The sequence below is a fragment of the Mesorhizobium sp. M0243 genome, assembly GCF_040321775.1.
GTDB lineage: Bacteria > Pseudomonadota > Alphaproteobacteria > Rhizobiales > Rhizobiaceae > Mesorhizobium.
In genome coordinates this window covers 151,464-175,762 of sequence record NZ_JAMYSF010000010.1, presented here as the reverse complement: position 1 = coordinate 175,762, position 24,299 = coordinate 151,464, and the positions used below count along the sequence as shown (strand labels likewise).

The window sequence follows — 24,299 nt, the reverse complement described above, 5'->3', positions numbered from 1 at the left end:
TCCGGCAGGACAGAGGGGGGTGTGAAGAAACTCGGCGTGAAAGACGTTTCATCCGGCGCGACCCGCATTTATCGAAGTGTCACCGCAGACGATTTTCCGATGCAGCTCCATATCAATGTTTCGGCCAGAAAGAAGCACAACCACCGGCCCGTTCGCCGTAATCTTGCCGGCGAGCAGTGCGGCGATGCCGACCGCGCCGGCGCCCTCGACGATCTCGCGCTCCTGCGCATAGGCGTGGCGGATGCCGGCGGCGATCTCGTCTTCGCTGAGCAGGACGACATCGTCGAGCAGGTCGCGGCACATGGCGAAGGTCAGCCGGTTGTCGAGGCCGATGCCACCACCGAGCGAATCCGCCAGCGTCGGCAATTCTTCCACCAGCACCGGCTGGCCCGCATCGAGGCTGGCCTTCATCGCCGCGCCACGCGCCATCGAGACACCGACGACTTTTGTCCGGGGGCTGACGCCTTTGATGGCTGTAGCAACCCCTGATGCGAGCCCACCGCCGGAGATCTGGGCCAGAACGAGGGCGGCATCCGGGACCTGCTCGATCATCTCAAGCCCGAGCGTGCCTTGCCCGGCGATAATGTCGGGATGGTCGAAGGGCGGCAGCATAACCAGCCCCTCTTGCGCCACCAGCCGATCGACCTCCTGCTGGGCATCGTCCTGGCTGTCGCCGACGATGCGGACTTCCGCGCCAAGCCGGCGGATCTCGTCGAGCTTGTTGCCGGGCACCAGGCGCGACATGCAGATTACGGCGCGCATGCCCTCAAGCTTCGCCGCATGCGCCAGCGCGCGGCCGTGATTGCCGGTCGAGGCCGCGACCACGCCCCGCGCCTTCTGTTCGGCGTTCAACGAGGCGACGGCGTTCGAGGCGCCACGCAGCTTGAAGCTGCCGGTGGTCTGGCGATGCTCGAGCTTGAGGTGAACGGGGACGCCGAACTGTTCCGAGAGGCTGTGGGACAAGACGGTTGGCGTGCGCTCGACTTTACCAGCGATACGCTCACGGGCGGTACGGATGTCGGTGAGAATGACGGCGGGCATCACGAAACGCCCCCCTCTGGCCTGCCGGCCATCTCCCCCTCAAGGGGGGAGATTAGCGGCTGCAACACCTTCGCCAATTGTCGATGTTGCAGGAAGAGCGGTGACGCATGAACTGCCAATCTCCCCCCTTGAGGGGGAGATAGCCGGCAGGCCAGAGGGGGGTGCTCGCTCACACTGGACATAATCTTACTGAACCAAGGGCAACGTCATCAGCCGCCCGAACTCAGGATGCGGCGCCTCATCCCCGCACAATCTCAGGCAGTTCCAGGCGGTCGCCTGGTTGCTGGTCACCACGGGACGTCCAATAGAATTTTCCATGCCGGTGACCGCGAGGGCGCTACGCAGCGCCGTGCACGACACGAACAGCGCATCGGCGCTGGCGTCGGTCGCTTCACGCGCCAGGTCGACAAGCGTTGCCGGTGCGATGCGTGCCATCTCGCGGTCGTCCTCGAAGCCGAGGCAGGTGAAGCTGACGATCTCGAAGCCGCGCGCGGCGAAATAGGCGGCCATCGGCCTGGATGTCTCGACCGTGTAGGGAGTGAGAATGCTGATCTTGTTTGCGCCCAGAGCACGCAGCCCGCGCACGCCCGCCACCGGCGGTGTGACCACCGGCACGCCGGGCTTTGCGACCTGGATCGCCGCCTCGATCTCGGCATCGCCGATCACCACCGAGGCCGAAGTGCAGGAATAGCAGATGGCATCGAGCTTCTCGTCCGGCAGGATCAGGGCCGCGCCCGCCGTCAGCGCCGGCTGCATCTTGCGCAGGTTTTCAGGCGTCGTCGGGTTGGCATAGGGAATGCGCGCGACATAGACGCCGACCCGCTCGCCCGCCACCATGCGGCGGAAATCCGGTTCGCTGGTATGGTCGGTGGCCAGGATAATCAGGCCGACGCGCCGCTCCAGCGGGCGCGCATCCAGCGCCGACCGTTTCGGGTAGACCTTGATCTCGGGCAAGGGTTTCATCGGCTACCTCTCGATCTTGCCGTAGCGGCGTTCCAGCCAGCGCAGCAGCACGACCGAAAACAGACTGATGACCAGGAAGAAAGCACCGACCAGGGTGATCGGCTCGATATAGCGATAGTAGGTGTTGGCGACGCTTTTGGCCTGGTTCATCAGTTCCAGCACGGTGATTGCCGACAGCAGCGGCGTTTCCTTGAACATGGCGATGAAGTAATTGGCGAGCGCCGGTATCATCGGCGGGATAGCCTGCGGAATGATGATGTTGGTCCAGGTCTGCGTGGCGCTCAGATTGCACGCCTTGGCCGCTTCCCACTGGCCGCGCGGCACATTGTCGATGCCGGCGCGATAAACTTCCGCCGTGTAGGTGCCGTAGTGCAGCCCGAGCCCGATGACACCGGCGACCAGCGGCGGCAGCAGGATGCCGATGTCGGGCAGCACGTAGAAAATGAAATAGAGCTGCACCAGCAATGGCGTGCCGCGGATGAACTCTGCGAGGAAGCCGACCGTGCGCGACAGCGCTTTGTTGGGCGAGCGGCGCGCAAGCGCAATGCCAAGCCCGACGATCGCCGCCAGCACCGAGCCGAGCAGCGTCGCCAGGATGGTGATCTTCACCCCCTGGATCAGCGTCGGCATGATTTCCCAGACGAAGTTCCAATCCCACTCCATCAGCAAGCCCAATTTGTCAGAAGGGAATTGGCCATCAGGCACGCACCCCATCGAGGCCGCGCGCCATGCGTCGTTCCAGCGAGCGCACGCCCCACGAGATGAGCAGGGCGAGGACGAAATAGATGATCAGGATGGTGGTGAACGGCACCAGGGTGTTGCCGGTCTGGGCGCGCACCACCTGCGCCTGGAAGGTCAGGTCGGTGAGCGAGATCAGCGACACCACGGCGGTCGCCTTGAGCAATTCGATGGCATTGTTGCCAAAAGTCGGCAGCATCACCAGCAGCGCCTGCGGCAGGATGATGTGGCGCATGCCTTGCCAGCGGCCGAGATTGAGCGCTGTGCAGGCCTCATACTGTTCGCGGCCGATCGACTGGATGGCGCCACGCACCACTTCGGCGGCATAGGCGCCGACATTGAGGCCGAGCGCCAGCACGCCGGCCTGCAACGGGGTCAGCGAAATGCCGATGAAGGGCAGCACGAAATAGGCCCAGAACAACTGCACGAAGATCGAGGTGCCGCGGAAGAATTCGATGTAGGCGGTAGCCAGCGCGCGCAGCACGAAGAAACGCGACAGCCGCCCCATTCCGGCAAGAAAGGCCATGAACAGCGCAAGCACCGACCCCATCAGCGTCAGCTCGATGGTGACAAGCGCTCCCTGCAATATCAGGCCGAAATAGCCGGACCACTGGGTCATCTAATGTACTGTTCCACCTGGACGTTTGGTCGAAGCCCCCTCACCCGGCCTCCGCTACGCTCGGCCGACCTCTCCCCGGCGGGGAGAGGAGACCACCAGCGTCGGCGCCAGCCTCTTCTCCCCAGCCGGGAGAAGGTGGCCCGAAGGGCCGGATGAAGGGGTCTTCCTTACTTCACTTCGCCGCGCAGAGCTTGTCGCGGCTGGTCGACATCGCGGCCGCCGCCGAGAAGCCGTAGGGCTCGATGATCTTGGCGAACTCGCCTGATTTCTTCATCTTGGCCAGTTCTACGTCGAAGGCGTCGCGCAGTGCCTCGTCGCCCTTCTTGAAGGCGGCGCCGTCGCAATAGACCGGTGCGCCCTGCACCGGAGCGATGACTTCGAGGTTCGGATCGTTGGCCTTCTTGACCAGATCATTGATCGACAGGACGGGCAGCGAATAAGCGTCGATGCGGCCATCCTGAAGCATCTTCACGCCGCTCTGGCCATCCGGCACGACGATGACGCGATCGCGTGGCACGCCGGCATTGAGGGCGAGCTTCTCCTCAGTGCCGCCGCCCGGCGCACCGATGGTCGCAGTCGTATCCTTGGCGACATCCTCATAGCTCTTGAAGCCCTTCGGATTGCCCTTCTTCACCAACATCGCCTCGGCATCGCAAAGCACCGGCTCGGAATAGACGACGGCGGCGCAGCGTTCCGGCTTCATGAACAGGCCGGCGGTGACGACATCGAAGCGACCGGCCTGCAGGCCAGGGATCATGGCGCCATATTCGGAGATCGAAGCGGCGACGTCGGCGACGCCGAGCCGCTTGAATATCTCGCGGGCCACATCAGGCGCGGCACCCGAAACCTTGCCGTCGGCGGCGACCGCCGTATAGGGCGGCTCGTTGGCGATGGCGAGGCGGGCGAAACCTTGCGCCTTGAGCTGTTCGAGCTTGCTGTCATCGGCCGAACCCACGTTCGAGGCGGCCAGCACCGCCGCCAACGCAAGGCTGGCGACGCCAGCCAGAATGCCAAGTTTTTTCATTGTTCCCAACTCCTTGTTTCTTGTCTTGCTTTGTTACGAGGCGGCTCTCGCCACCTCGGGACGACTTCGTCGCCTTGGGCATTGCGGTCAGACGCGATGTCCGGCCGCGATGATCTTCTTCAGGAAGCCTTGCGTGCGCTCCTGCTTGGGATTGCGGAAAATCTCGTCGGGCTTGCCCTCCTCGACGATCCTGCCACGATCGAAGAACAGCACCCGGTCGGCGAAATCATGGGCAAAGCCCATCTCGTGGGTGACCAGCAGCATGGTCATGTCGGTCTCGGCGGCAAGCTTGCGCATGACGTTCATCACCTCCTCGACCAGCTCCGGATCGAGCGCCGACGTCACCTCGTCGAACAGCATGATCTTTGGCGACAGCGCCAGCGCCCGGGCGATCGCCACGCGCTGCTTCTGCCCGCCGGAAAGCTGTGCCGGCATGCTTTTCGCCTTGTCGGCCATGCCGACCATCTCGAGCAGTTCCATCGCCCGCTTTTCGGCGGCCGCACGCGGCGTGCCCTTGGTCAGCATCGGCGCCAGCGTGACATTGTCCATGACGCATTTGTGCGGAAACAGGTTGAACAGCTGGAAGACCATGCCGATCTTCTGGCGCATCCTTGTCAGGTGTCGCTCATCGGCGGGCAGCAACTGGCCGTTGCGTTCCATGTGATAGAGCTGCTCACCGTCGATCTGGATATGACCGCCATCGATGCGCTCCAGCGTCATCAGGATGCGCAGGATTGTCGTCTTGCCCGAGCCCGACGGGCCGATCAGTGCCAGCTTTTCGCCAGGCATGACCTGCATCGACAGGCCGTCCAGCACTTTGAAAGTGCCGAAGCTTTTTGAAATGGCGTCGATCTTGATGATGGGCGTGGGCACTGCAGTTCCCCGTCCTGGAGAGGTCTATGCTCTTAACGATGCGGAACGCGCCAAATCATGTCAATTGAGAAAATAATATCATGACAATTATTTCTGATTCCGCACAATTTCCGAGCAACCCCAGCCTAGATAGCGAGCAGCAGGTGCTCGGGATCGCCTAGCAGCAGCTTGGTGACAACGCCGAGGCCGGCGCGCAGTTCCCTCTCGGTGGTCGAACCCAGCGAGATACGTACCGCCGGATGCCACGGCGCAGCCGAAATACGGAAGGACGTGCCGGGTGCAATCGCCACACCCTGCAGGCGAGCCTGGGCGACAAAGCTTTCCTCGGCCCGGTCGGCCGGCAGTTGCAGCCAGACATGCAGCCCGTCTCGCCGGGCGCGATAGCCGACCCCCGCCAGCACTTGCGCTGCGATATCCTGCCGGCGCCGCAAAGCCGCGCGCTGCCAGTGGACAAGCTCCATCGCCGTGCCGTCGGTCACCCATTTGGTGGCGATCTCGGCCACCAGCGGCGTCGCCATCCAGTTCGAAACCAGATGCCGGTTGGCGACGGCGGCGACGTAGCGGTCGGGCGCGGCCAGATAGCCGATGCGCAGGCCGGGCACGGTGATCTTGGTGAAGGAGGTGACGTAGAGCGTGCGCTCCGGCGCGAACGCGGCAACCGGCGGCGGCCGGTCTTCGACCAGCGGACCGAGCACATCGTTCTCGATGATGGCGATGTCGTGCTTGCGCGCGACCGCGGCGATTTCTTCGCGCCGCCGCGCATCCATCAGCGTCGCCGTCGGGTTGATCACCGAGGGCTGCACGAAGACCGCGCGGATGTCGGAAAGCCGGCAGGCTTCGTCCAGCGCTTCAGGAATCAGGCCGTTGTCGTCGATCGGCAGGCCTTCCAGGTTGAAGCCGAGATAGCGTGCCAACGGCACCAGCGTATGGTGGCCGATCGCCTCGGTGGCGACCGTCGAGCCCGGCGGCGCGACGCTCATCAGCGCCACGGTCATGCCGGCGGTGGCGCCGTTGGTCAGGCTGATGTTCTGCGCGGAGGTGTCGAGCCCGCACAGTCTCAACCATTCGACCGCCCCCGCGCGGTGGCGGGGGAACACCATGTTGGGCCGGAACGAAAGTGCTGAACTCGATGGCAGGTTTTCCGCCAGCCAGCCCAGCGCCTGCTTCAGCCGCTCCAGATGCATCGGCTCGCAGACCGGTTTCAGGATCGACAGGTCGATGACTTCGCCGAGCCGCTCCGGCAGATAGGGCGGCTCCGGCTCGCGGCGCTGCGTCTGGACGAAGCTGCCGCGGCCGACCTCGCCCGAAATCAGGCCACGCCGGATCAGTTCCTCATAGGCGCGGCTGACCGTCTGCACCGAAAGCTTGAGGTCGTCGGCCAGCCTGCGATGGGTCGGCAGCCGCGCGCCATTGGCGAGGCGCCCGTCATGGATGGCGCGCGCGAACTGGTCGGCCAGCGATTGATAGGCCGGGCGCCGGATGAGCGCGGGATCGGGTTGCCACAATGTCATGACTTATTAGAGATCGAAATCAGTGCAATTGACAATCGAAATAATGCGCCGTCATGGTACTCGGACGAAAAGTGAGCTCTGATGACATCCGCGAAACTCGACCCGATCGACCTGAAAATCCTCGACGCCATCCAGCGCGACGGACGCATCACCAAGTTGGCGCTGGCCGAGCAGGTCGGCCTGTCGCCGACGCCGTGCTGGATGCGGCTGCGCAAGCTGGAGAAGGCCGGCATCGTCTCGGGCTATCACGCCAGGATCGCCATGCGCGTCGTCGCACCCGTTGCCACCGTGCTGATGGAGGTGACGCTGGCAAACCACCGCCAGGCCGATTTCGACCGCTTCGAGCGCGTCATCCGCGATGTTCCCGAGATCGTCGCCTGCTGGTCTGTCGGCGGCGGCGTCGACTATGTGGTGAAGGTGATGGCGCGCGACATCGACGCCTATCAGCGGCTGGTCGATGGCTTGCTCGAACGCGAAATCGGCATCGATCGCTACTTCACCTACATCGTCACCAAGACGGTGAAGGACGAGATCGCGCTGCCCATAGCCGACCTGCTGCCGGCGTCGGCTTAAGGCCGGAGAGATCATCTGTCGGGGCGGGACAAAAGAGAGAGTCTCTCTCCTTCGAGGCATCCAAACAGCCTCTCTATCTGCATCGGGCGGATAGTCTTCCCGCATCAGTCCGAACCGGGAGGTGTCGACCATGTCCGCGCATTTCGCCCGCTCGCATCGCCATGAAGCGCTCGACCGCCTGACCGACCGCCGGCTGCTGCGTGAACTCGCCTATGTCGATGGCCACTGGACGGCAAGCGAAGCCGCTGAAAGCTTCGAGGTCACCGATCCGGCCACCGGCACGACTGTCGCTTTCGTCGCCGCGCTAGATGCACGGCAGACGACAAAGGCGATCGATGCCGCCGCACGCTCCTTTCCGGCATGGCGGTCGCTGTTGCCGCAGGAGCGCTCCAAAATCCTGCGCAAATGGTTCGAGTTGATCATCGGCGCCAAGGATGATCTGGCTCTGCTGATGACGCTGGAACAGGGCAAGCCGCTGCAGGAATCGCTGGGCGAGATCGACTACGCCGCCTCTTTCATCGAGTGGTATGCCGAGGAAGCAAAACGCCTGAACGCCGAGAGCGTCACCAGCCATCTGCCGAACGCCGAAATGATCGTGCGGCGCGAGCCGCTCGGTGTCGTCGGCATCGTCACGCCGTGGAACTTTCCGTCGGCGATGCTGACCCGCAAGGCTGCGGCAGCCCTTGCCGCCGGCTGCACCATCGTTGCGCATCCGTCCTCGGAAACACCGCTGTCGGCGCTGGCGCTGGCCGAACTCGGTGAGCGCGCCGGCCTGCCCGCAGGCGCCTTCAACATCGTCACCGGCAAGGCTTCGACCATCGTCGGGCGGATGTGCGAAGACCCGCGCGTTCGCGCCATGAGCTTTACCGGCTCGACCGAGATCGGCCGGCTGATCGCCGCGCAGAGTGCTGCGACCATGAAGCGGCTGGTGATGGAGCTTGGCGGCCTTGCCCCGCTGATCGTCTTTGCCGATGCCGATCTGGACAAAGCGGTTGATATCGCCATCGACGCCAAATTCGCCACGTCGGGCCAGGACTGCCTCGCCGCCAACCGCATTTACGTCCAGCGTCCGATCTACGATCGGTTCTGCGCCGCCTTCGCCAAGCGCATCGAGACGCTGCGGACCGGCAATGGCCTTGCAGATGACATTGACATCGGGCCACTGATGCATAAGCGCGCCATCAAGAAGGTGGAAGAGCAGGTCGCAGACGCGCTGACCCATGGCGCGCGCTGCCTCACCGGCGGCAAGCGACATCAGGCTGGCCCCCTGTTCTACCAGCCGACACTGCTGGCCGATGTTTCCGACGAGGCGCTGATCATGCGCGAGGAGACGTTTGGCCCGGTTGCCGCCGTGACGCCGTTCGACAGCGAGGATGAAGTGATTGCCCGCGCCAACGCCACCGAGTATGGCCTCGTCGCCTATGTCGTAACGGAGAATGGTGGCCGGCAGCAGCGCATGGGCCGCGCGCTCGACTACGGCATGGTCGCCATCAACCGCGTCAAGATCACCGGCGCGCCGATCCCGTTCGGCGGCGTCAAGCAATCGGGCATCGGGCGCGAAGGCTCGCGCCACGGACTCGAGGCTTTCACTGATCTCAAATATCTCTGCCTCGATGTAGCTTAAGCTGCACCGGAATCACCCTTTTGTCAGGAGTTAAAAGAATGCTCGACCAGTCCAACGAACTCGCCGCCTGGGATCGCGACCACTTCTTCCATCCCTCGACGCATATGGGCACGCATGCGCGGGGCGAAAGCCCGACGCGCATCATGGCCGGCGGCGAAGGCGTCACCGTCTGGGACAACAATGGCAGGAAGAGCCTCGATGCCTTCGCCGGCCTCTATTGCGTCAATGTCGGCTACGGCCGCCAGAAGATCGCCGACGCCATCGCCGCCCAGGCGAAGAACCTCGCCTACTACCACGCCTATGTCGGCCACGGCACCGAAGCCTCGATCACGCTCGCCAAGATGATCATCGACCGCGCGCCGCAAGGCATGTCGAGGGTCTATTTCGGCCTCTCAGGCTCGGATGCCAACGAAACCAACATCAAACTGATCTGGTACTACAACAACGTGCTCGGCCGGCCGGAGAAGAAGAAGATCATCTCGCGCTGGCGCGGCTATCACGGCTCGGGCGTGATGACGGGATCGCTGACCGGGCTCGACCTGTTCCACAACGCCTTCGACCTGCCGCGCGCGCCGATCCTGCACACCGAGGCGCCTTATTATTTCCGCCGCGCCGACCGCTCGATGAGCGAGGAGCAATTTTCGCAGCATTGCGCCGACAAGCTCGAGGAGATGATCCTGGCTGAGGGCCCGGAAACGGTCGCTGCCTTCATCGGCGAGCCGATCCTGGGCACCGGCGGCATCGTGCCGCCGCCGGCCTTCTATTGGGAAAAGATCCAGGCGGTGCTTAAGAAGTACGATGTGCTGCTGGTCGCCGACGAAGTGGTGACGGGCTTCGGCCGGCTGGGCACCATGTTCGGCTCCGACCACTACGGCATCAAGCCGGACCTGATCACCATCGCCAAGGGCCTGACCTCGGCCTATGCGCCGCTGTCGGGCGTCATCGTCGCGGACAAGATGTGGCAGGTGCTGGTTGAAGGCTCCGACAAACTCGGTTCGCTCGGCCATGGCTGGACCTATTCCGCGCATCCGATCTGCGTTGCCGCCGGCGTCGCCAATCTCGAACTGATCGACGAGATGGATCTTGTGACCAATGCCCGCTAGACCGGCGCCTATTTCCGCGCCGAACTGGCCAAGGCGGTCGGCGGCCACAGGAATGTCGGCGACGTCCGCGGCGACGGCATGCTGGCGGCGGTGGAGTTCGTCTCCGACAAGGACGACCGGGTGTTCTTCGACGCTTCGCTCAAGATCGGGCCGCAGGTGGCGACGGCGCTTGCCGCAAGCGGCGTCATCGGCCGCGCCATGCCGCAGGGCGACATTCTGGGCTTTGCGCCGCCGCTCTGCCTGACCCGCGAGGAAGCCGACATCGTCGTGTCGAAGACAGCCGATGCGGTGAAAAACGTGTTTGCCGATCTCTGAGAGTGACTATGAATGCCATGACCAGGACCCTCCCCGCCACCATGGCCGCCGTGCTGCTTACCGGGCACGGCGGACCGGAAAAACTCGTCTACCGCAGCGACGTGAAAGTGCCCTCGCCTGCTCCCGGTGAAGTGCTGGTCAAGGTCAGCGCTTGCGGGATGAACAACACCGATGTCTGGGTGCGCCAGGGCGCCTATGGCACGGAGGAGGACGCTGCCGCCGTGTCGACATGGCGCCGCCAGGGCAACACGCTTGTTTTCCCGCGCATCCAGGGCACGGACACCGTCGGTATCGTCGCCGCTGTCGGCGAAGGAGTGTCGCCGGACCGTATCGGCGAACGGGTGATGGTCGATTTCTCGATCTACAATCGCGACGACGATTCGCTCGCCGACATCGACTATATGGGCCACGGCCGCGACGGTGGTTACGCCGAATATCAGGCCGTGCCGGCCGAGAACGCTCATGTCATCGACACCGACATGAGCGATATCGAACTCGCCACCTTCTGCTGCGCCTACCTGACCGGTGAACAGATGCTGGAGCGCGCCGCGCTCAAGGCCGGCGAGCGCGTGCTGGTCACCGGCGCCTCGGGCGGCGTCGGCTCCGGCATCGTGCAATTGGCACGGGCGCGCGGCGCCATCCCCTATGCCGTCGTCGGCAAGGGCAAGGAGCAGGCGGTGCGCGACATCGGCGCAGAGGCTGTCATCACCCGTGGCGTTGCCGACCTGCCGCATGCCGTGAACGAGGCGACCGGAGGCCAGCCGATCGACGTTGTCGCCGACCTCGTTGGCGGTGCCATCTTCAATGACCTCCTGCGTATTCTCAGGCCCGAGGGCCGCTACACCACGGCTGGCGCAATCGCCGGCCCGGTCGTGCAGCTCGATCTCAGGACCATGTACCTGAAGCAATTGCAGTTGCATGGCTCGAGCCAAGGCACGCGCGCGGATTTCCGCCGCATCGTCGGGCACATCGAGGCGAAAAAGATCCGGCCGCTGGTCGGCGGCGTCTACAAGCTCTCCGATTTCCACCATGCGCAAGCGGATTTCATCGCCAAGGATTTCGTCGGCAAGCTGGTGGTGGTGCCGGATGCCATGTGGGGTTCGGCTATCTGAACGACCGATGTCTCAACCCTGCTGGGCCGCCCGCAGCAGCATGCCGAACAGGTCGCGCGGCTCGTCGGGGTCGGCCAGCATGTCGAGTTCCTGATAGAGGCCGGTCGAGCGCAGTTGATCCCTGACGTAACGCAGTGCCGAAAAATCCTCGATGGCGAAACCGACCGAATCAAACAGCGTGATCTGCCCGGGATCGCGCCGGCCTTGCACGGCGCCTGACATCACCTGCCACAGCTCGGTCACCTTGTGATCTGGTGCAAGCTGCTGGATCTCGCCCTCGATGCGGGTCTGCGGCGGATATTCGACGAAGATGTCGGAGCGCAGCAGGATATCGCGGTGCAGTTCGGTCTTGCCGGGACAGTCGCCACCGACGGCGTTGATGTGCACGCCGGAGCCGACCATGTTGTCGGTGAGGATGGTGGCGTACTGCTTGTCGGCGGTGACGGTGGTGATGATGTCGGCCCCTTCTACCGCCTCTTGCGCGGTGCCGCAGGCGACCATGTCGAAGCCGAGGCCGGCCAGATTGCGGATGCATTTTTCGGTGGCCTTGCGATCGATGTCGTAAAGCCTCAGCCTGTCGACGCCGAGCAGCGCCTTGAAGGCTACCGCCTGGAATTCGGCCTGAGCGCCGTTGCCGATCAGCGCCATGCAGTCGGAGCCAGTCGGCGCCAGGTACTTGGCGGCCAGGGCCGACATCGCCGCCGTGCGCAGCGCGGTCAGGATGGTCATTTCCGACAGCAATACGGGGTAGCCATTGTGGACATCGGCGAGCATGCCGAAGGCGGTCACCGTCTGGCGGCCCTCGCGCATGTTCTTGGGGTGCCCGTTGACATATTTGAAGCCATAGACCTCGCCGTCGCTGGTCGGCATCAGCTCGATGACGCCTTCGGCGCTGTGCGAGGCGACGCGCGGCGTCTTGTCGAACAGTTCCCAGCGGCGGAAATCGTCCTCGATGTAGCCTGAGAGTTCGACGAGGAAGCGCTCGACGCCGATCTTCAGCACCAGCTTCATCATGTGGTCGACGCTGACGAAGGGGACGATGTTGAGATTGGGAATCATTTTTTCTTGTCCTTGCCGCATGCAGCCGGTCAGTCCTGGCGATGCGCGTTGTGCGTCTTCATCATCGTTGCCAGCGCAGGGTCATTTTGCTCCAGCGCCCTGATGGCTCCGCCTGTGTCGTAGAGGCGCTCATCCTGACCCATCTTGAACTTGGCCTCGAGCCGATCGATCGGCAGGTCAAACCCTATGATACCAGGTATGCGCCGCTCCATGCCGCCAGGGCCGAGCTCGCGCATGCGCCAGCGATCCTCGCGATCTTTCTCCAGCACGTCGACAAGCTGCAAGAGATGCCGGGCGGTGGCATGATCGTCGAGCGGAACCGGATGCCCATGGCAATGCACGACAGCAAAATTCCAGGTCGGCGCGCTGTCGCGCACCGGGTTGCGCGGATACCAGGACGGCGAGATGTAGCCATGTGGGCCGTGGAAGATAGCGACCGTCTCCCTGCCTTCGCTGATCAAGGTGCTGTGCGGATTGGCCCTGGCGAGATGCGAGACCAGCGTTCCGTTTTCACCACGCGCGCGATCGAGCACGAAGGGAAGATGCGAGACGACAAGGCCCTGCGGTCCCGCTGTCACCACCGTCGCGAAGGCCGCAGCCTCGATCAGGCCGAACACCTCGTCCGACGACAGCGGCGCAAATTCAGGCTTGGTATACATCAGGTCAGCTTCGCTGAGCGCGAACCGCCGGGATCAGGCCTTGCGGGCGAACCAGCAGTACCGCGATGACCCCCGACAGCACGATGGCATCGCGGTAGGGCGCGATCGCTCCCGGAAGCGTCGCCTGCAACAAAACCTCGATGATGCCGAGCAGAAAACCGCCGGCGACAGCACCGGGCAAGCTGCCGAGCCCGCCGACGACGGCGGCGATGAAGGCCTTCAGCACCGGCGTAAAGCCCATCAGCGGATCGACTGAGGCACGCTGCGCCACCCACAGCATGGCCGCCAGCCCGGCAAGCAGGCCGGAGAGCAGGAAGGCGGTGGCGATGATGCGGCTGGCCGGAATGCCCATCAGGCGCACGACGTCGAAATCTTCCGCCGCGGCGCGCATCGCCGTGCCGGTCACCGAGCGGCGCAGGAAGACTTCCAGCGCAATCAGCGCCAGTGCGGAGACGACGATGGAGATGCTGGGACCGACGCCGATGGTGAAATCGCCAAAGGAGAAGGCGCCCGTCATCCAGCCGGGCATGGCGACGGCCTGCGGCCGCGCCGAGATGCCGTTCTGAAAGACGACCTTCAACAGGCTGGAGACGGCAAAGCTGGTCAACAGCAGGCTGGTGACGCTGGCGCCGCGCATCGGCCTGAAGGCGATACGCTCCATGGCGACGGCGGCGAGCGCGCCGCAGGAGACGGCGACAAGCACGGCGACCGGGAAGGGAAAGCCGAGCACCAGCGAGGCCAGAAGCGCGTAGCCCGACAGCGTCATCAGCTCGCCATGGGCGAAGTTGATGAGGCCGACGATGGAAAAGACGATCGCCAGCCCGAGCGCCAGCAGCGCATAGACGCCGCCGAGGCTCACCGCATTGATGATCTGCTGCGCGATCATGCTTCTCAAGCTCCCAAATAGGCCTGGCGGACGAGGTCCGAGGAGGCGAGTTCTTTTGCCGTGCCGGCCAGCACCACTTCGCCATTGGCGAGCACGACGGCGCGGTCGGCGATTTCGAGCGCCAGCGCCACATTCTGTTCGACCAGAAGGATGGTCAGGCCCTTGCGGCGCAGTTCGGCGATCAGGTCGAAGACGGTGTCGATCAGTTGCGGGGCAAGGCCGAGCGAGGGCTCGTCGAGCAGGATCATGCGCGGCTTGCCCATCAGCGCGCGGGCGATGGCCAGCATCTGCTGTTCGCCGCCCGACAGATTGCCGCCCTTGACGCGATGGTAGCGGCGCAGGATCGGGAACAACTCCAGCATCTCCTCCTCGCGCAGCCTTGCCTCGGCCGCCGGCTGATGCACCGCGCCGCCGAGACGCAGATTGTCGGCCACCGTCAGGCTGGCGAAGATACGGCGGCCTTCGGGAACCAGCGCGACGCCCTTGCGGGCTATCGCCTCCGGCGCCAGGCCGGTGATGTCGACACCGTCGAAGACCACCTTGCCGGATGCCGCCGGCACCAGCCCGGCGACGGCGCCGAGCGTCGAGCTCTTGCCGGCGCCGTTGGCGCCGACCAGCGCGATGATCTCGCCGCTGCCGACGGTGAGGTCGACGCGGCGTACCGCCTCGACCTCGCCGTACCGGATTTTCAGGGCTTCGACGCTCAGCATGACATCACGGCGCGGGAACGTCGGCAGCGTCGGGGATCAGTGTCTGGACATGCTTGCCCTCGCCGCCCTCGTAGCGCATCAGCGCCACTGGCCGCAGCGGCATGCGATCAGTGCCGGCATAGGTTATCTTGCCGGTGATGCCTTCGAAATCCTTGAGGCCGGCGATGGCGTCGCGGATCGCCTTCGGGTCGTCGGAGCCGGCCGTCTTGACCGCCTGGTCGAGGATCAGGCCGATCTCGTAGCCATTGACCTCATAGGTCGATTCCGGTGCGTGGCCGGCATATTGGGTGAAGGCGGCGTTGAAGGCCTCGAGCTTGCTGCCTGGCTCGGCATAGCCGGCCGCGGTGTAGACGACGCCGTCGACCAATTTGCCGAGCGCCTTGATGGTCGGCGTGCCGATGGCATCGGCGCCATAGACCGGGATGGTGATGCCGGCGCCACGCAATTGCTGGATGAAGGCCGGGAAATCCGGCTCGTAGGCGGCCGTCATGATCAGGTCGGGCTTGTCGGCCAGGCCCTTGATGTTGGTGATCTCGGCGGAAAAGTCGGGCTGGCCCATGCTGAAGGTGCCGCGGCCGACAACGGCGCCGCCCTTCTTCTCGAACACCTTGCCGAAATATTCCGGCAGATTGGCGGTGTAGGTGGAGTCCGGCGAAGTCAGCAGGAACACCTTCTTCTTGCCTTCCGAGACGGCGAAGTCGGCGACCGCCGTCGCCTGCACATTGTCGGCCGGATAGGTGCCGAACATGACGTCGCCGACCGCGCCGGTCAGCACCGGGGCGGAGCCGCACAGCGTCAGGGTCGGAATGCCGAGCGGCTGGGTGAGCTGGCCGGCGGAAATCGAGGGGTCGGCATCGCAAGGCGTGATCATGATCTTGGCGCCGGCGTCGATCAGCTCCTGGGCGACAGTGGCGGTCTGCGCGGTGTCGGAGCGGGTGTCCTTGATCAGCAGCTTGACGGTGTATTTGCCGCCGAGCCCGCCCTTGGCGTTGAGTTCGTCGAGCGACATGCGCAGGCCGGCAAGTGCCGGCTGGTCGTAAGGGGCAAGGCCGCCGGTCTGCGCGGTCGCGGCACCGATGATGATCTCCTCGGCGCTGGCCGTCGAAACTGCGGCGATGCCGAACACGGCAGCGCACAGGGCGGCGCGATGGAGGCGATAGAGGCTTGGCATGTCGGTTCTCCTTCTGGATTTTTATGATTGGTTGTCGTTGCAGGTCATGCGGTCTGGTTTTCAGCTGTTGCGGTCTTGGCACGCGCCGTGCGGCTGCCGAGATAGGCGGCGATCACGGCGGGGTTCTTCTGGACGTCGCCGGGCGTGCCGTCAGCGATGACGCGGCCATGATCGATGACGACGATGCGCTCGCACAAATTCATCACCAGCCGCATGTCATGCTCGATAAGCACGACGCCGATGCGGCGCTCGGTGCGGACCGTCGATAGGATCGAGACCAGTTCGGCGGTCTCGACGGCGTTCATGCCGGCGGCCGGCTCGTCGAGCAGCAGGAAGCGCGGCTTCAACGCCAGGGCGCGCGCCACTTCCACCCGGCGGCGCTGGCCGTAGGCGAGCCTGGCGGCCGGCTGATCGGCAAATCTCTCCAGCCCCATGCGCGCAAGCTCGCTCATCGCCGCCGCCTCGGCATGGCCGAGATCAGGTTCCACCTGGCGTGCTGCGACAACGACATTTTCGAGCACCGTCATGTGCGGAAAAACGCGGATGTTCTGGAAGGTGCGGGCAACGCCGGAGCGGGCGAAGCGGAAGGCCGAAGCCTGCCGGACCACGCCACCCACCGACACGGTGCCGGCACTTGGCTTGATATCACCGGCCAGCATGTTGAGCAGCGTGGTCTTGCCGGCGCCATTGGGGCCGATGATGCCGGTGATGCTGTCGGTCCCGAAGCTCAAACTGACGTCATCGACGGCGACGACGCCGGCATAGCGGCGCGACAGATGGTCGGCGGTGAGCCGGTCACTCTCGACATGCCGCGGTGGTGCCGTTGAAGCCATCACGGCCTGACGTCCGGGCCGGCGCAGCAGGTTCAGTTCACGCTCGCCGAACAGACCGGTCGGGCGTCGCCAGATGACCAGGATCATGGCGATGGCGAGCACGCCCTGGGTCAAGCCGAACAGGACAGGCAGATGCAGGCCGAGCACCTCGCCGCCGCCCTCGAAGCGGCGCACCACTTCGACCAAAACGATGGTGACGATGACGCCGGCGAAAGCGCCGAGCGACGAGGTCATGCCGCCGACGATCAGCATGGCGAGCATGGTGAAGCCTAGGTCGAAATAGAAGTCGCGCGGCGAAAACGCGCCAAGGAATTGCGCCATCATGGCGCCGGCGGCCATGGCGGCGACGACGCCCGCCACCCAGGCGGCCAGACGCGCCGTGCGCTGGTCGACGCCGACGGCGGCCGCACCGCGCTCGTCATTGGCGGCGGCGCGGGTGGCAAGGCCGAAGGAGGTTTCGCGAAACAACCTCGCCGCCACCAGCGCCACCGAAGCGACAGCGGCAGCCGTCCACAGTCCGACCTCGCGCGGCACGCCATAGAAGGGCTGGCTGCCGCGGGTGATTTCGCGTCCGGCGACCAGCAGCGTGTAGACGATGATCAGCATGGCAAGCGTTGCGATCGAAGCGCTCGATCCGGAAAGCCTGAGCAGCGGCGTGCCGGTCAACAGGCCGACGATGACCGCGAGAGCAAGGACGACGGCCAGCGCCGCGACAAAGGAGAGTTGATGGCCTGCGAGGAATTGCGGCAGGTCGCGCAGCGCCGTTCGCTGCAATGCGGTCGGCATGGTGAGGATGCCCGTAGCGTAGGCGCCGAGGCCGACAAAGGCGGCCTGGCCGAACGAGACGATGCCGCTGTTGCCGGAGAATATCTGCAGGCCGAGCACCGCCGTCAGCATGATCGCGGCATAGGTGACGACGCGTTGCATGGCGGCGCCGCCAAAGATGAAGGCGGCAAGCGCCACCAGCAGCAGCACCGCGACCATGCACAGGGCATCGGCGGTGGCGTTGCGAAACGCGGCCGGCATGAAGCTACGTGGCTTGCTCTCGCTCATCGTCACCGACGCCATCACGCGGCCCTGAAGCGATCGGGTGAAAACGGCGCCAGGATCGGTTGCGCGCCTTCGGTGACCAGCCTGGCCACCGCCTCGCCGACTGCCGGCCCGGTCTTGAAGCCGTGGCCGGAGGATCCGGCAGAAACGACCAGCCCTTCGACCCCAGGCATGGCGCCGATGACAGGCAGATCGTCGGGGCTCATGTCGTAGAGCCCGGCATAGCCGGGGCGGATGCCAAGTTCGGCCATGGCCGGCACGCGGCTGGCGAAGGTCTCCAGGATCTCGACCGATTCAGCTTCCTCGACACCTTCCATGTAGTTGTCGGGATTTTCGACAAGGCGCGGACGGCCCGCATGTTCGTGGCGCAGGCCGGTGCCGCCGCCGGCCCAGGTCCCGGCCAGGATGACGCCGTCATTATCGGGCCGTGCATAGTTGCAGGAAATGTCGTCGCACCAGGCGAACGGCATGACCTGCCTTGCCTTGCCGGCAGCGTCGAGCACGGCCATCGGATGGCGCTCGACATGCAGCGGCAGATCGAGGCCCACTGTCGCCAGCAGCCGGCGCGTCCATGGCCCGGCGGCCAGGACGACAGTACCGGCTTCCAGCACCGTTCCATCGGTCAAGGTGACGCCGGTGGTGCGGTCGCCCTGCCGCTGGAGGCTCTCGACCAACGTGTTCTGCATGATCCCAGCACCGTTGGCGCGGGCGGCACGGGCGATGGCGTTGGTGGCGCCGAAGGCATCGGCGTAGCCATATTCCGGCTCCCACAGCGCCATTGCGACATTGTCCAGGACAAAGCCGGGTGCCGCGTCGGCAAAGGCCTGCGGCGACAATGTCTCGATGCGCGCGCCCTCGCCGCGGATGCGTTCGGCTGCCGCCGTCCAACTCACCTTGTTGTCGTTGCCGCAGACCCACATCATGCCGATTTCGGTGACAAAGGATCCTTCGCCCGCGATTTCCGGCAGCGACACCAGGATCTCTCGGCCACGGATGGACAGCTGCGACAGTTCCGGCATCAGGTAGAAGGCGTGCAGCAGCGCCGACGATTTGCCCGACGGGCCGCCGGCGGGGTGGGTCTGCTCGACCAACGTGACCTTCACACCGGCCTTGGCCAGATGATAGGCGGCGCTCGATCCGACAATACCGGCACCGACGACGATGACGTCGCTTCCGTTTCGCATGGCTGTTCCCCACAGTCTCTTGGCTGCTTTCCGACAAGGTAGGGCCAGCGATCACACAATGTCAACATCTCTTCATTGTTGACCAAGATTTAAATCTCTGTAATAAACTCGACAAAACAAGAGAACATGGATTTCGGGGAGGCCCATGGCGATACGCGATGTTCTGATGCGCGGGGATCTTGCGCTGACGCCGTCGGAAGAGAAGATCGTCCGGCTGCTGTTGACGGACTATCCGACCTCCGGCCTCGGCACCGCTTCGTCGCTTGCGCGGCGCGCTGGCGTCAGCGATCCGACCGTGGTGAGGCTGGTCGTAAAACTCGGCTATGAAGGGTTTCCGGATTTCCAGGCGAAGCTTCTGGCCGAAGTCGAGGCAAGACTGCACTCGCCGCTGCTGATGATGGAGGCCAAGCGGCAGAGCGGTTCCAACGACAGCGCCGTGCTGGCCTATCTCGATAGCGTCACCACGGCCTTGCAGAAAGCCACCGCCGCGACACCCATCCAGACATACGAACGGGCGGCCCGCCTGCTGATGGAGGTCAAGGGCGAGGTCGTGCTGGTTGGCGGCCGGTTCAGCCGCCACATCGCCGGCATGCTGGCCGGCTATCTCGTGCAGTTTCGCTCCGGGGTTCGCGATCTTGGTGTGCTCTCCCCGCAGACCTTCGACACGCTCGCCGACCTCGACCGCCGCGACGTGCTCGTCGTGTTCGACTATCGCCGCTATCAGCTTGATGTGATGGCCTATGCGAGCCAAGCGGCGGCGCTCGATGTTCGCATCGTCCTGTTCACCGACCAATGGCTGTCGCCGATATCAGATCTTGCCGAAGTCACCATCGTCAGTCCGCTCGAAGTCGCCTCGCCCTACGACACGCTGGCGCCGGCGATCGCCCAGATGGAAGCGCTGGTCGCCCATATCGTTTCGACGCTGGGCGACGAGTCCCGCAACCGCATCGAGCGACTCGAAAAGGTGCGGCATGCCAATGCCGTAACACTCGACAGCGACCCGCAAGAGAACGGCGCGCGCAAGACACCCGGCCCCCGCAAGACACCGGGACCCAAATCAGCAAAGCAGGACGGCAAAGCATGACCCAGGCCCTACCCAAACGAGACGAAGCCTTCCGTGCCGGCGAAACGGCACTGCTGCTCGTCGACATGCAGCGCATCTGGCTGGAGCCGGGCGCCGATCCGTCGCATCCGGAGCGTGGCCCCGATCATTATTTCTACCGGCAGACATCCTCGCGGACGATCCCCAACCAGGAGCGCCTGCTGGCCGCGGCGCGGGCCAATGGCGTCGAGGTGCTGCACACCATCATCCAGAGCCTGACCGAAGACGGCCGCGACCGCTCGCTCGACCACAAGCTGACACCGATCCATATTGCACCCAGCCTCCCCGAGGGACTGCCGGTGGCATCGCTGGCGCCGGTTGGCGACGAGATCATGCTGCCGAAGACGTCGTCGGGCATCTTCAATTCGACCAATGTCGACTATCTCCTCAAGAACCTCGGCATCCGCTATCTCGTCGTGGTCGGCGTGCTGACCGATCAATGCGTCGACATGGCGGTGCGCGACGGCGCCGACCGCGGCTATCTCGTCACCTGCGTATCGGATGCTTGCGCCACCATCACCCAGGAACGCCACGACATCGCGCTCAAGGCCTTCGGCGGCTACTGCTGGGTGGCCGACACCGACACGGTCGTCGACCGCTTCAACGCTTTGGGAAAACCGGCATGACATCGACCGTCGAGCCTCTGGTTGCCGTCGTCACCACGGATCTCTCCGCCGTCACGCGGGGCCGTTTCGTTGCCGAAAGCAAGTTGCAGAAGACCGCCACGACCGGGGTCGGCTGGCTGCAGGCCAATCTGTCGCTGACGCCGTTCAACTCGATCGTCGATCCCAACCCCTGGGGCTCGTCGGGCGACCTGCGGCTGATCCCCGATCTCAAGGCGCGCTTTCGCACGACACGCACCGGATCGGCGACGCCGTTCGACATGGTCGCCGGCGACATCGTCGAGCTCGACGGCAGCCCATGGCTCGGCTGCACCCGCACGATGCTCAAAGAGGCGTCGGCCGATTTGAAAGCCGCAACCGGCCTGTCGGTCATCGCCGCCTTCGAGCATGAATTCAATGTCGCCGACGGCGGCTTCGCGCCGGCGCATTCGATGTCTTTCGCCGCATTGCGCCGCACGGACCCCTTCGCGCCCAACCTGATGGCGGCGCTGGAGGAGGCCGGCGTCGCACCCGAAGTGGTCATTGCCGAATTCGGCGACGAGCAGTTCGAGGTGACGCACGAGCCGGCGGACGCGCTGACGGCAGCCGACCGCGCCGTCGCCATCCGCGAAATCACGCGCGAATTGGCGCGCAATGCCGGCTGGCGTGCGAGCTTCGCGCCCAAAACCGCGCCAACTGCCGTCGGCAACGGCGTCCACATCCATTTCAGCTTCGTCGACGAGGCCGGCAAGCCGGTGACATACGATCCGGCACTGGCGGGCGGCCTTTCCGCCAAAGCCGGCGCCTTCTGTGCCGGCGTGCTGCGCCATCTGCCTGGAATGACCGCGATGACGGCGTCGAGCGTGTCGTCCTTCTACCGGCTGAAGCCGCACAGCTGGAGTTCGTCCTATACCTGGCTCGCCGACCGCGACCGCGAGGCGTCGCTGCGCATCTGCCCGACAGTGACGATGGGGGGGCGCGATCCGGCGCGGCAGTACAATATCGAGTACCGGGCGGCGGACGCCACCGGCAATCCCTATCTGTCGCTGGCGGCGATTATCCGCGCCGGGCTGGAAGGGCTGAAGGCGGGCCTGCCGTCGCCACCTTTGGTCACCGGCGACCCGACGCTGATGAGCGAGGCGGAGCGCGCAAGTCTCGGTCTAGTGCGCCTGCCCGAAACCCTGCCCGCGGCACTGGACGCGTTGCTGGCCGACGGCACCGTGACGGGATGGTTCGCGCCTGTCTTCATCGACACTTTCGTCGGCCTCAAACGACATGAAGCCGAGCGTCTTGCCGGTCTCGATCCGGCCTCCATCTGCGATCTCTACCGGACGCTCTATTGATGACCGCACGGACCGAAAAAGATTGGCCGGAGGCCGTCGAGGTCCTCAACGAGCACGGCCGTTCCGATATCGTGCTGTTGTGCGAGCATGCCTCCAACCACATGCCGGCCGAGTATCGACAGCTCGGCCTCGATGCCAATCATCTGCAGCGCCACATCGCCTGGGATATCGGCGCCGCCGAGGTGACCCGCCTGCTGTCCGCGAAGCTCGATTCACCAGCTTTCCTCAGCGGCTACTCCCGGCTGCTGATCGACCTCAACCGGCCGCTCAATACCCAGGGCAGCATTCCGGTGCTGTCGGAAGATACCGGCATTCCCGGCAATGTCGGCATCGACGCGACGGAGCGGACCCGGCGTGCCGAGATCATCTTTTCGCCGTTTCATGACCGGGTGACCGCGCATCTCGACTGCCGGGCACAGGCAGGCCGGCGGACGCGGATCGTGACGATCCATTCCTTCACGCCGGTCTTCCTCGGTGTCAGCAGACCCTGGCATGCCGGCGTGCTGCACGACCAAGCAAGAGATCTCGCCGAAGCGATCCTTTCGGGCCTGCGCACCGACGCCGGGCTCAATGTCGCGGCCAACGTGCCCTATGTGATCAGCCGTGACGCCGACTACGCCGTGCCCATCCATGGCGATGATCGCGGCATCGCCGCCGTCCTCATCGAGATCCGGCAGGACCTTTTGTCGACACGGCGCGGCATCGAGGAATGGGCGGACCGGCTGGCGGCGGCACTGCCGGCACAGAAGGCGGAGAAAGTGTCGTGAGCAATCTCAGCTTGCGCGAACGTGACGCCGCGACCATCGCCCAGATCGGCAAGCTGCGTTTCTCGCCGCTCAGCGTCATCGGCGGCCGGGGCAACCGGCTGATCGAGGAAGACGGCCGCTCCTTGCTCGACCTGTCGGGATCGGCCGGTCCGGCGGTGCTCGGCTACGGCCATCCGGCCATCGTCGAAGCGGTCGAGACGTCGATCCGCGACATGGCCGGCGCCAGCCTGCTGCTCTACCCGAACGAGCCCGCCGTATCGCTGGCGGAGCGGCTGCTGGCGATTACGCCCGGAGAAGGCGAACGGCGCGTCTGGTTCGGCCATTCCGGGTCGGATGCCAACGACTGCGCGGTGCGCGTGCTGCAGGCGGCCACCGGCCGTTCGCGCTTCATCTCGTTCATCGGCTCCTATCACGGAAATCTCTCCGGCTCGATGGGCATCAGCGGCCATACCGCCATGACCCACACGCTACCCCGGCCGGGCGTGCTTCTGCTGCCTTATCCCGATCCGTTCCGACCGAATTTCAGCAGCGACGACGTGCTTGCGCTGCTCGACTACCAGTTCGAGACCACCTGCCCGCCGCATCAGGTCGCGGCGGTGTTCATCGAGCCGTTGATGTCGGATGGCGGGCTGATCGTGCCGCCGCCTGGCTTTCTCAAGGCATTGCAGGAGCGTTGCCGCAGGCACGGCATCAAGATTGTCGTCGACGAGGTCAAGGTCGGGCTCGCTCGCAGCGGCATGATGCACTGCTTCCAGCATGAAGGACTGACGCCGGACCTCGTCGTCTTCGGCAAAGGCATCGGCGGTGGCTTGCCGTTGTCGGCCGTGATCGGCCCTAAGGAGATCATGGACCATGCGCCGGCCTTCGCGCTGCAGACAACCGCCGGCAATCCGGTGGCGACATCGGCCGGCAACGCGGTGCTGAAGACGATCGAGACGGACGGCCTGGTCGAGCGCTCGGCGCGGATCGGCATGCTGTTTTCCGACGCGCTGCGAGCCCTTGCCGCCAGGCATGAGATCATCGGTGATGTGCGCGGGCGCGGCCTTGCCATCGGCGTCGAACTGGTCAAGGGCCGCACGACACGTGAGCCGGTTGCGGCGGCGACCACGGCCAAGATCATCTATCGCGGCTATGAGCTGGGTGCAGCCTTCACCTATGTCGGGTTGAAGGCCAATGTGCTGGAGTTCATGCCACCGCTGACGCTGACGGAAGACGAAGTGGCGGAGGGCGTGGCGATCGTCGACCAGGCGATCGCCGACGTCAACGCCGGCGAGGTCTCGGACGCGGACGTCGCCTCCTTCATGATGTGGTGAACAGAAAGGCGCGGCCACGGCTGCGGCAGAAATTGCCTAGAGCAGTTCACCGTTTCACGGAAACGGCGACCCGCTCTAACTCCTTGTTTTTACGCAATCCGGACGGAAAAGCGTTTCACACTTT

22 protein-coding genes and 1 pseudogene are annotated in these 24,299 nt (G+C 64.8%); 9 read left to right on the top strand and 14 right to left on the bottom strand.

Annotated features, from left to right (window positions below):
• Positions 1–48: 48 nt before the first annotated feature.
• From eutB to ehuR, 7 genes are all read right to left on the bottom strand, one after another.
• The gene (gene eutB, locus NKJ11_RS16175) at positions 49–1,041 is read right to left on the bottom strand and encodes a hydroxyectoine utilization dehydratase EutB (protein ID WP_352628363.1); all 993 of its coding nucleotides are present in this window, start codon (positions 1,039–1,041) and stop codon (positions 49–51) included.
• Positions 1,042–1,227: 186 nt separating this feature from the next.
• The gene (gene eutA / locus NKJ11_RS16170; RefSeq protein ID WP_352761289.1) at positions 1,228–2,004 is read right to left on the bottom strand and encodes an ectoine utilization protein EutA; all 777 of its coding nucleotides are present in this window, start codon (positions 2,002–2,004) and stop codon (positions 1,228–1,230) included.
• Between the two features lie 3 nt (positions 2,005–2,007).
• On the bottom strand, positions 2,008–2,667 hold the full coding sequence (gene ehuD, locus NKJ11_RS16165; protein ID WP_352440712.1) for an ectoine/hydroxyectoine ABC transporter permease subunit EhuD: 660 nt from the start codon (positions 2,665–2,667) through the stop codon (positions 2,008–2,010).
• Positions 2,668–2,701: 34 nt separating this feature from the next.
• Positions 2,702–3,361: an ectoine/hydroxyectoine ABC transporter permease subunit EhuC gene (ehuC, locus tag NKJ11_RS16160; protein WP_023809047.1), complete on the bottom strand. Its 660-nt coding sequence runs from the start codon at positions 3,359–3,361 to the stop codon at positions 2,702–2,704.
• Between the two features lie 172 nt (positions 3,362–3,533).
• Positions 3,534–4,385 carry an ectoine/hydroxyectoine ABC transporter substrate-binding protein EhuB gene (ehuB, locus tag NKJ11_RS16155; protein ID WP_023809048.1) on the bottom strand — a complete coding sequence of 284 codons (852 nt, stop codon included), beginning with the start codon at positions 4,383–4,385 and terminating at the stop codon, positions 3,534–3,536.
• An 87-nt stretch (positions 4,386–4,472) separates the two neighbouring features.
• Complete coding sequence (gene ehuA / locus NKJ11_RS16150) at positions 4,473–5,258, bottom strand: ectoine/hydroxyectoine ABC transporter ATP-binding protein EhuA (protein WP_023809049.1); 786 nt, start codon at positions 5,256–5,258, stop codon at positions 4,473–4,475.
• Between the two features lie 125 nt (positions 5,259–5,383).
• Complete coding sequence (gene ehuR, locus NKJ11_RS16145) at positions 5,384–6,769, bottom strand: MocR-like ectoine utilization transcription factor EhuR (protein WP_352793763.1); 1,386 nt, start codon at positions 6,767–6,769, stop codon at positions 5,384–5,386.
• Positions 6,770–6,850: 81 nt separating this feature from the next.
• Here ehuR and NKJ11_RS16140 point away from each other — a divergent pair, with 81 nt between their 5' ends.
• The 4 genes and pseudogenes from NKJ11_RS16140 to NKJ11_RS16125 all read left to right on the top strand — a co-directional run bounded on the left by NKJ11_RS16140 (position 6,851) and on the right by NKJ11_RS16125 (position 11,496).
• Positions 6,851–7,342 (top strand): Lrp/AsnC family transcriptional regulator, encoded by a 492-nt coding sequence (locus tag NKJ11_RS16140; protein WP_023809051.1) that lies wholly within the window; start codon positions 6,851–6,853, stop codon positions 7,340–7,342.
• 130 nt (positions 7,343–7,472) lie between these two features.
• Entirely contained in the window at positions 7,473–8,966 is a 1,494-nt protein-coding gene (locus tag NKJ11_RS16135) for an NAD-dependent succinate-semialdehyde dehydrogenase (RefSeq protein ID WP_352793761.1), read from the top strand.
• A 38-nt stretch (positions 8,967–9,004) separates the two neighbouring features.
• A pseudogene (locus NKJ11_RS16130) lies at positions 9,005–10,384 on the top strand (aspartate aminotransferase family protein).
• Between the two features lie 8 nt (positions 10,385–10,392).
• Positions 10,393–11,496, top strand: coding sequence for an alcohol dehydrogenase family protein (locus tag NKJ11_RS16125; protein ID WP_023809054.1), 1,104 nt, complete (start codon positions 10,393–10,395; stop codon positions 11,494–11,496).
• 12 nt (positions 11,497–11,508) lie between these two features.
• Here NKJ11_RS16125 and ocd read toward each other — a convergent pair whose 3' ends face one another.
• From ocd to NKJ11_RS16090, 7 genes are read right to left on the bottom strand one after another with little or no spacing between them, the layout of a single operon-like run.
• Positions 11,509–12,555, bottom strand: coding sequence for an ornithine cyclodeaminase (gene ocd, locus NKJ11_RS16120; RefSeq protein WP_352610024.1), 1,047 nt, complete (start codon positions 12,553–12,555; stop codon positions 11,509–11,511).
• A gap of 29 nt (positions 12,556–12,584) precedes the next feature.
• Positions 12,585–13,214 (bottom strand): FMN-binding negative transcriptional regulator, encoded by a 630-nt coding sequence (locus NKJ11_RS16115; RefSeq protein ID WP_352774146.1) that lies wholly within the window; start codon positions 13,212–13,214, stop codon positions 12,585–12,587.
• Between the two features lie 4 nt (positions 13,215–13,218).
• The gene (locus tag NKJ11_RS16110) at positions 13,219–14,100 is read right to left on the bottom strand and encodes a branched-chain amino acid ABC transporter permease (RefSeq protein WP_027035600.1); all 882 of its coding nucleotides are present in this window, start codon (positions 14,098–14,100) and stop codon (positions 13,219–13,221) included.
• Positions 14,101–14,105: 5 nt separating this feature from the next.
• Positions 14,106–14,810, bottom strand: coding sequence for an ABC transporter ATP-binding protein (locus NKJ11_RS16105; RefSeq protein WP_023809058.1), 705 nt, complete (start codon positions 14,808–14,810; stop codon positions 14,106–14,108).
• A gap of 4 nt (positions 14,811–14,814) precedes the next feature.
• The gene (locus NKJ11_RS16100; RefSeq protein ID WP_352793759.1) at positions 14,815–15,981 is read right to left on the bottom strand and encodes an ABC transporter substrate-binding protein; all 1,167 of its coding nucleotides are present in this window, start codon (positions 15,979–15,981) and stop codon (positions 14,815–14,817) included.
• A gap of 44 nt (positions 15,982–16,025) precedes the next feature.
• Positions 16,026–17,867: a branched-chain amino acid ABC transporter ATP-binding protein/permease gene (locus tag NKJ11_RS16095; RefSeq protein ID WP_352793758.1), complete on the bottom strand. Its 1,842-nt coding sequence runs from the start codon at positions 17,865–17,867 to the stop codon at positions 16,026–16,028.
• Between the two features lie 14 nt (positions 17,868–17,881).
• Positions 17,882–19,048, bottom strand: a complete 1,167-nt coding sequence (locus NKJ11_RS16090) for an NAD(P)/FAD-dependent oxidoreductase (RefSeq protein WP_352793756.1) — start codon at positions 19,046–19,048, stop codon at positions 17,882–17,884.
• A gap of 145 nt (positions 19,049–19,193) precedes the next feature.
• On the opposite strand from NKJ11_RS16090, the gene NKJ11_RS16085 reads away from it, so the two are divergent.
• From NKJ11_RS16085 to NKJ11_RS16065, 5 genes are read left to right on the top strand one after another with little or no spacing between them, the layout of a single operon-like run.
• Positions 19,194–20,132 carry a MurR/RpiR family transcriptional regulator gene (locus tag NKJ11_RS16085; protein ID WP_352793754.1) on the top strand — a complete coding sequence of 313 codons (939 nt, stop codon included), beginning with the start codon at positions 19,194–19,196 and terminating at the stop codon, positions 20,130–20,132.
• The gene (locus tag NKJ11_RS16080) at positions 20,129–20,776 is read left to right on the top strand and encodes a cysteine hydrolase family protein (protein WP_023809063.1); all 648 of its coding nucleotides are present in this window, start codon (positions 20,129–20,131) and stop codon (positions 20,774–20,776) included. Before NKJ11_RS16085 ends, NKJ11_RS16080 begins: the two co-directional genes overlap by 4 nt.
• Positions 20,773–22,095 carry a type I glutamate--ammonia ligase gene (locus tag NKJ11_RS16075; protein ID WP_352440721.1) on the top strand — a complete coding sequence of 441 codons (1,323 nt, stop codon included), beginning with the start codon at positions 20,773–20,775 and terminating at the stop codon, positions 22,093–22,095. Before NKJ11_RS16080 ends, NKJ11_RS16075 begins: the two co-directional genes overlap by 4 nt.
• Positions 22,095–22,862: an N-formylglutamate amidohydrolase gene (locus NKJ11_RS16070; RefSeq protein WP_352440722.1), complete on the top strand. Its 768-nt coding sequence runs from the start codon at positions 22,095–22,097 to the stop codon at positions 22,860–22,862. The genes NKJ11_RS16075 and NKJ11_RS16070 overlap by 1 nt, the downstream gene beginning before the upstream one ends.
• Entirely contained in the window at positions 22,859–24,175 is a 1,317-nt protein-coding gene (locus NKJ11_RS16065; RefSeq protein WP_352440723.1) for an aspartate aminotransferase family protein, read from the top strand. The genes NKJ11_RS16070 and NKJ11_RS16065 overlap by 4 nt, the downstream gene beginning before the upstream one ends.
• Positions 24,176–24,299: the final 124 nt, after the last annotated feature.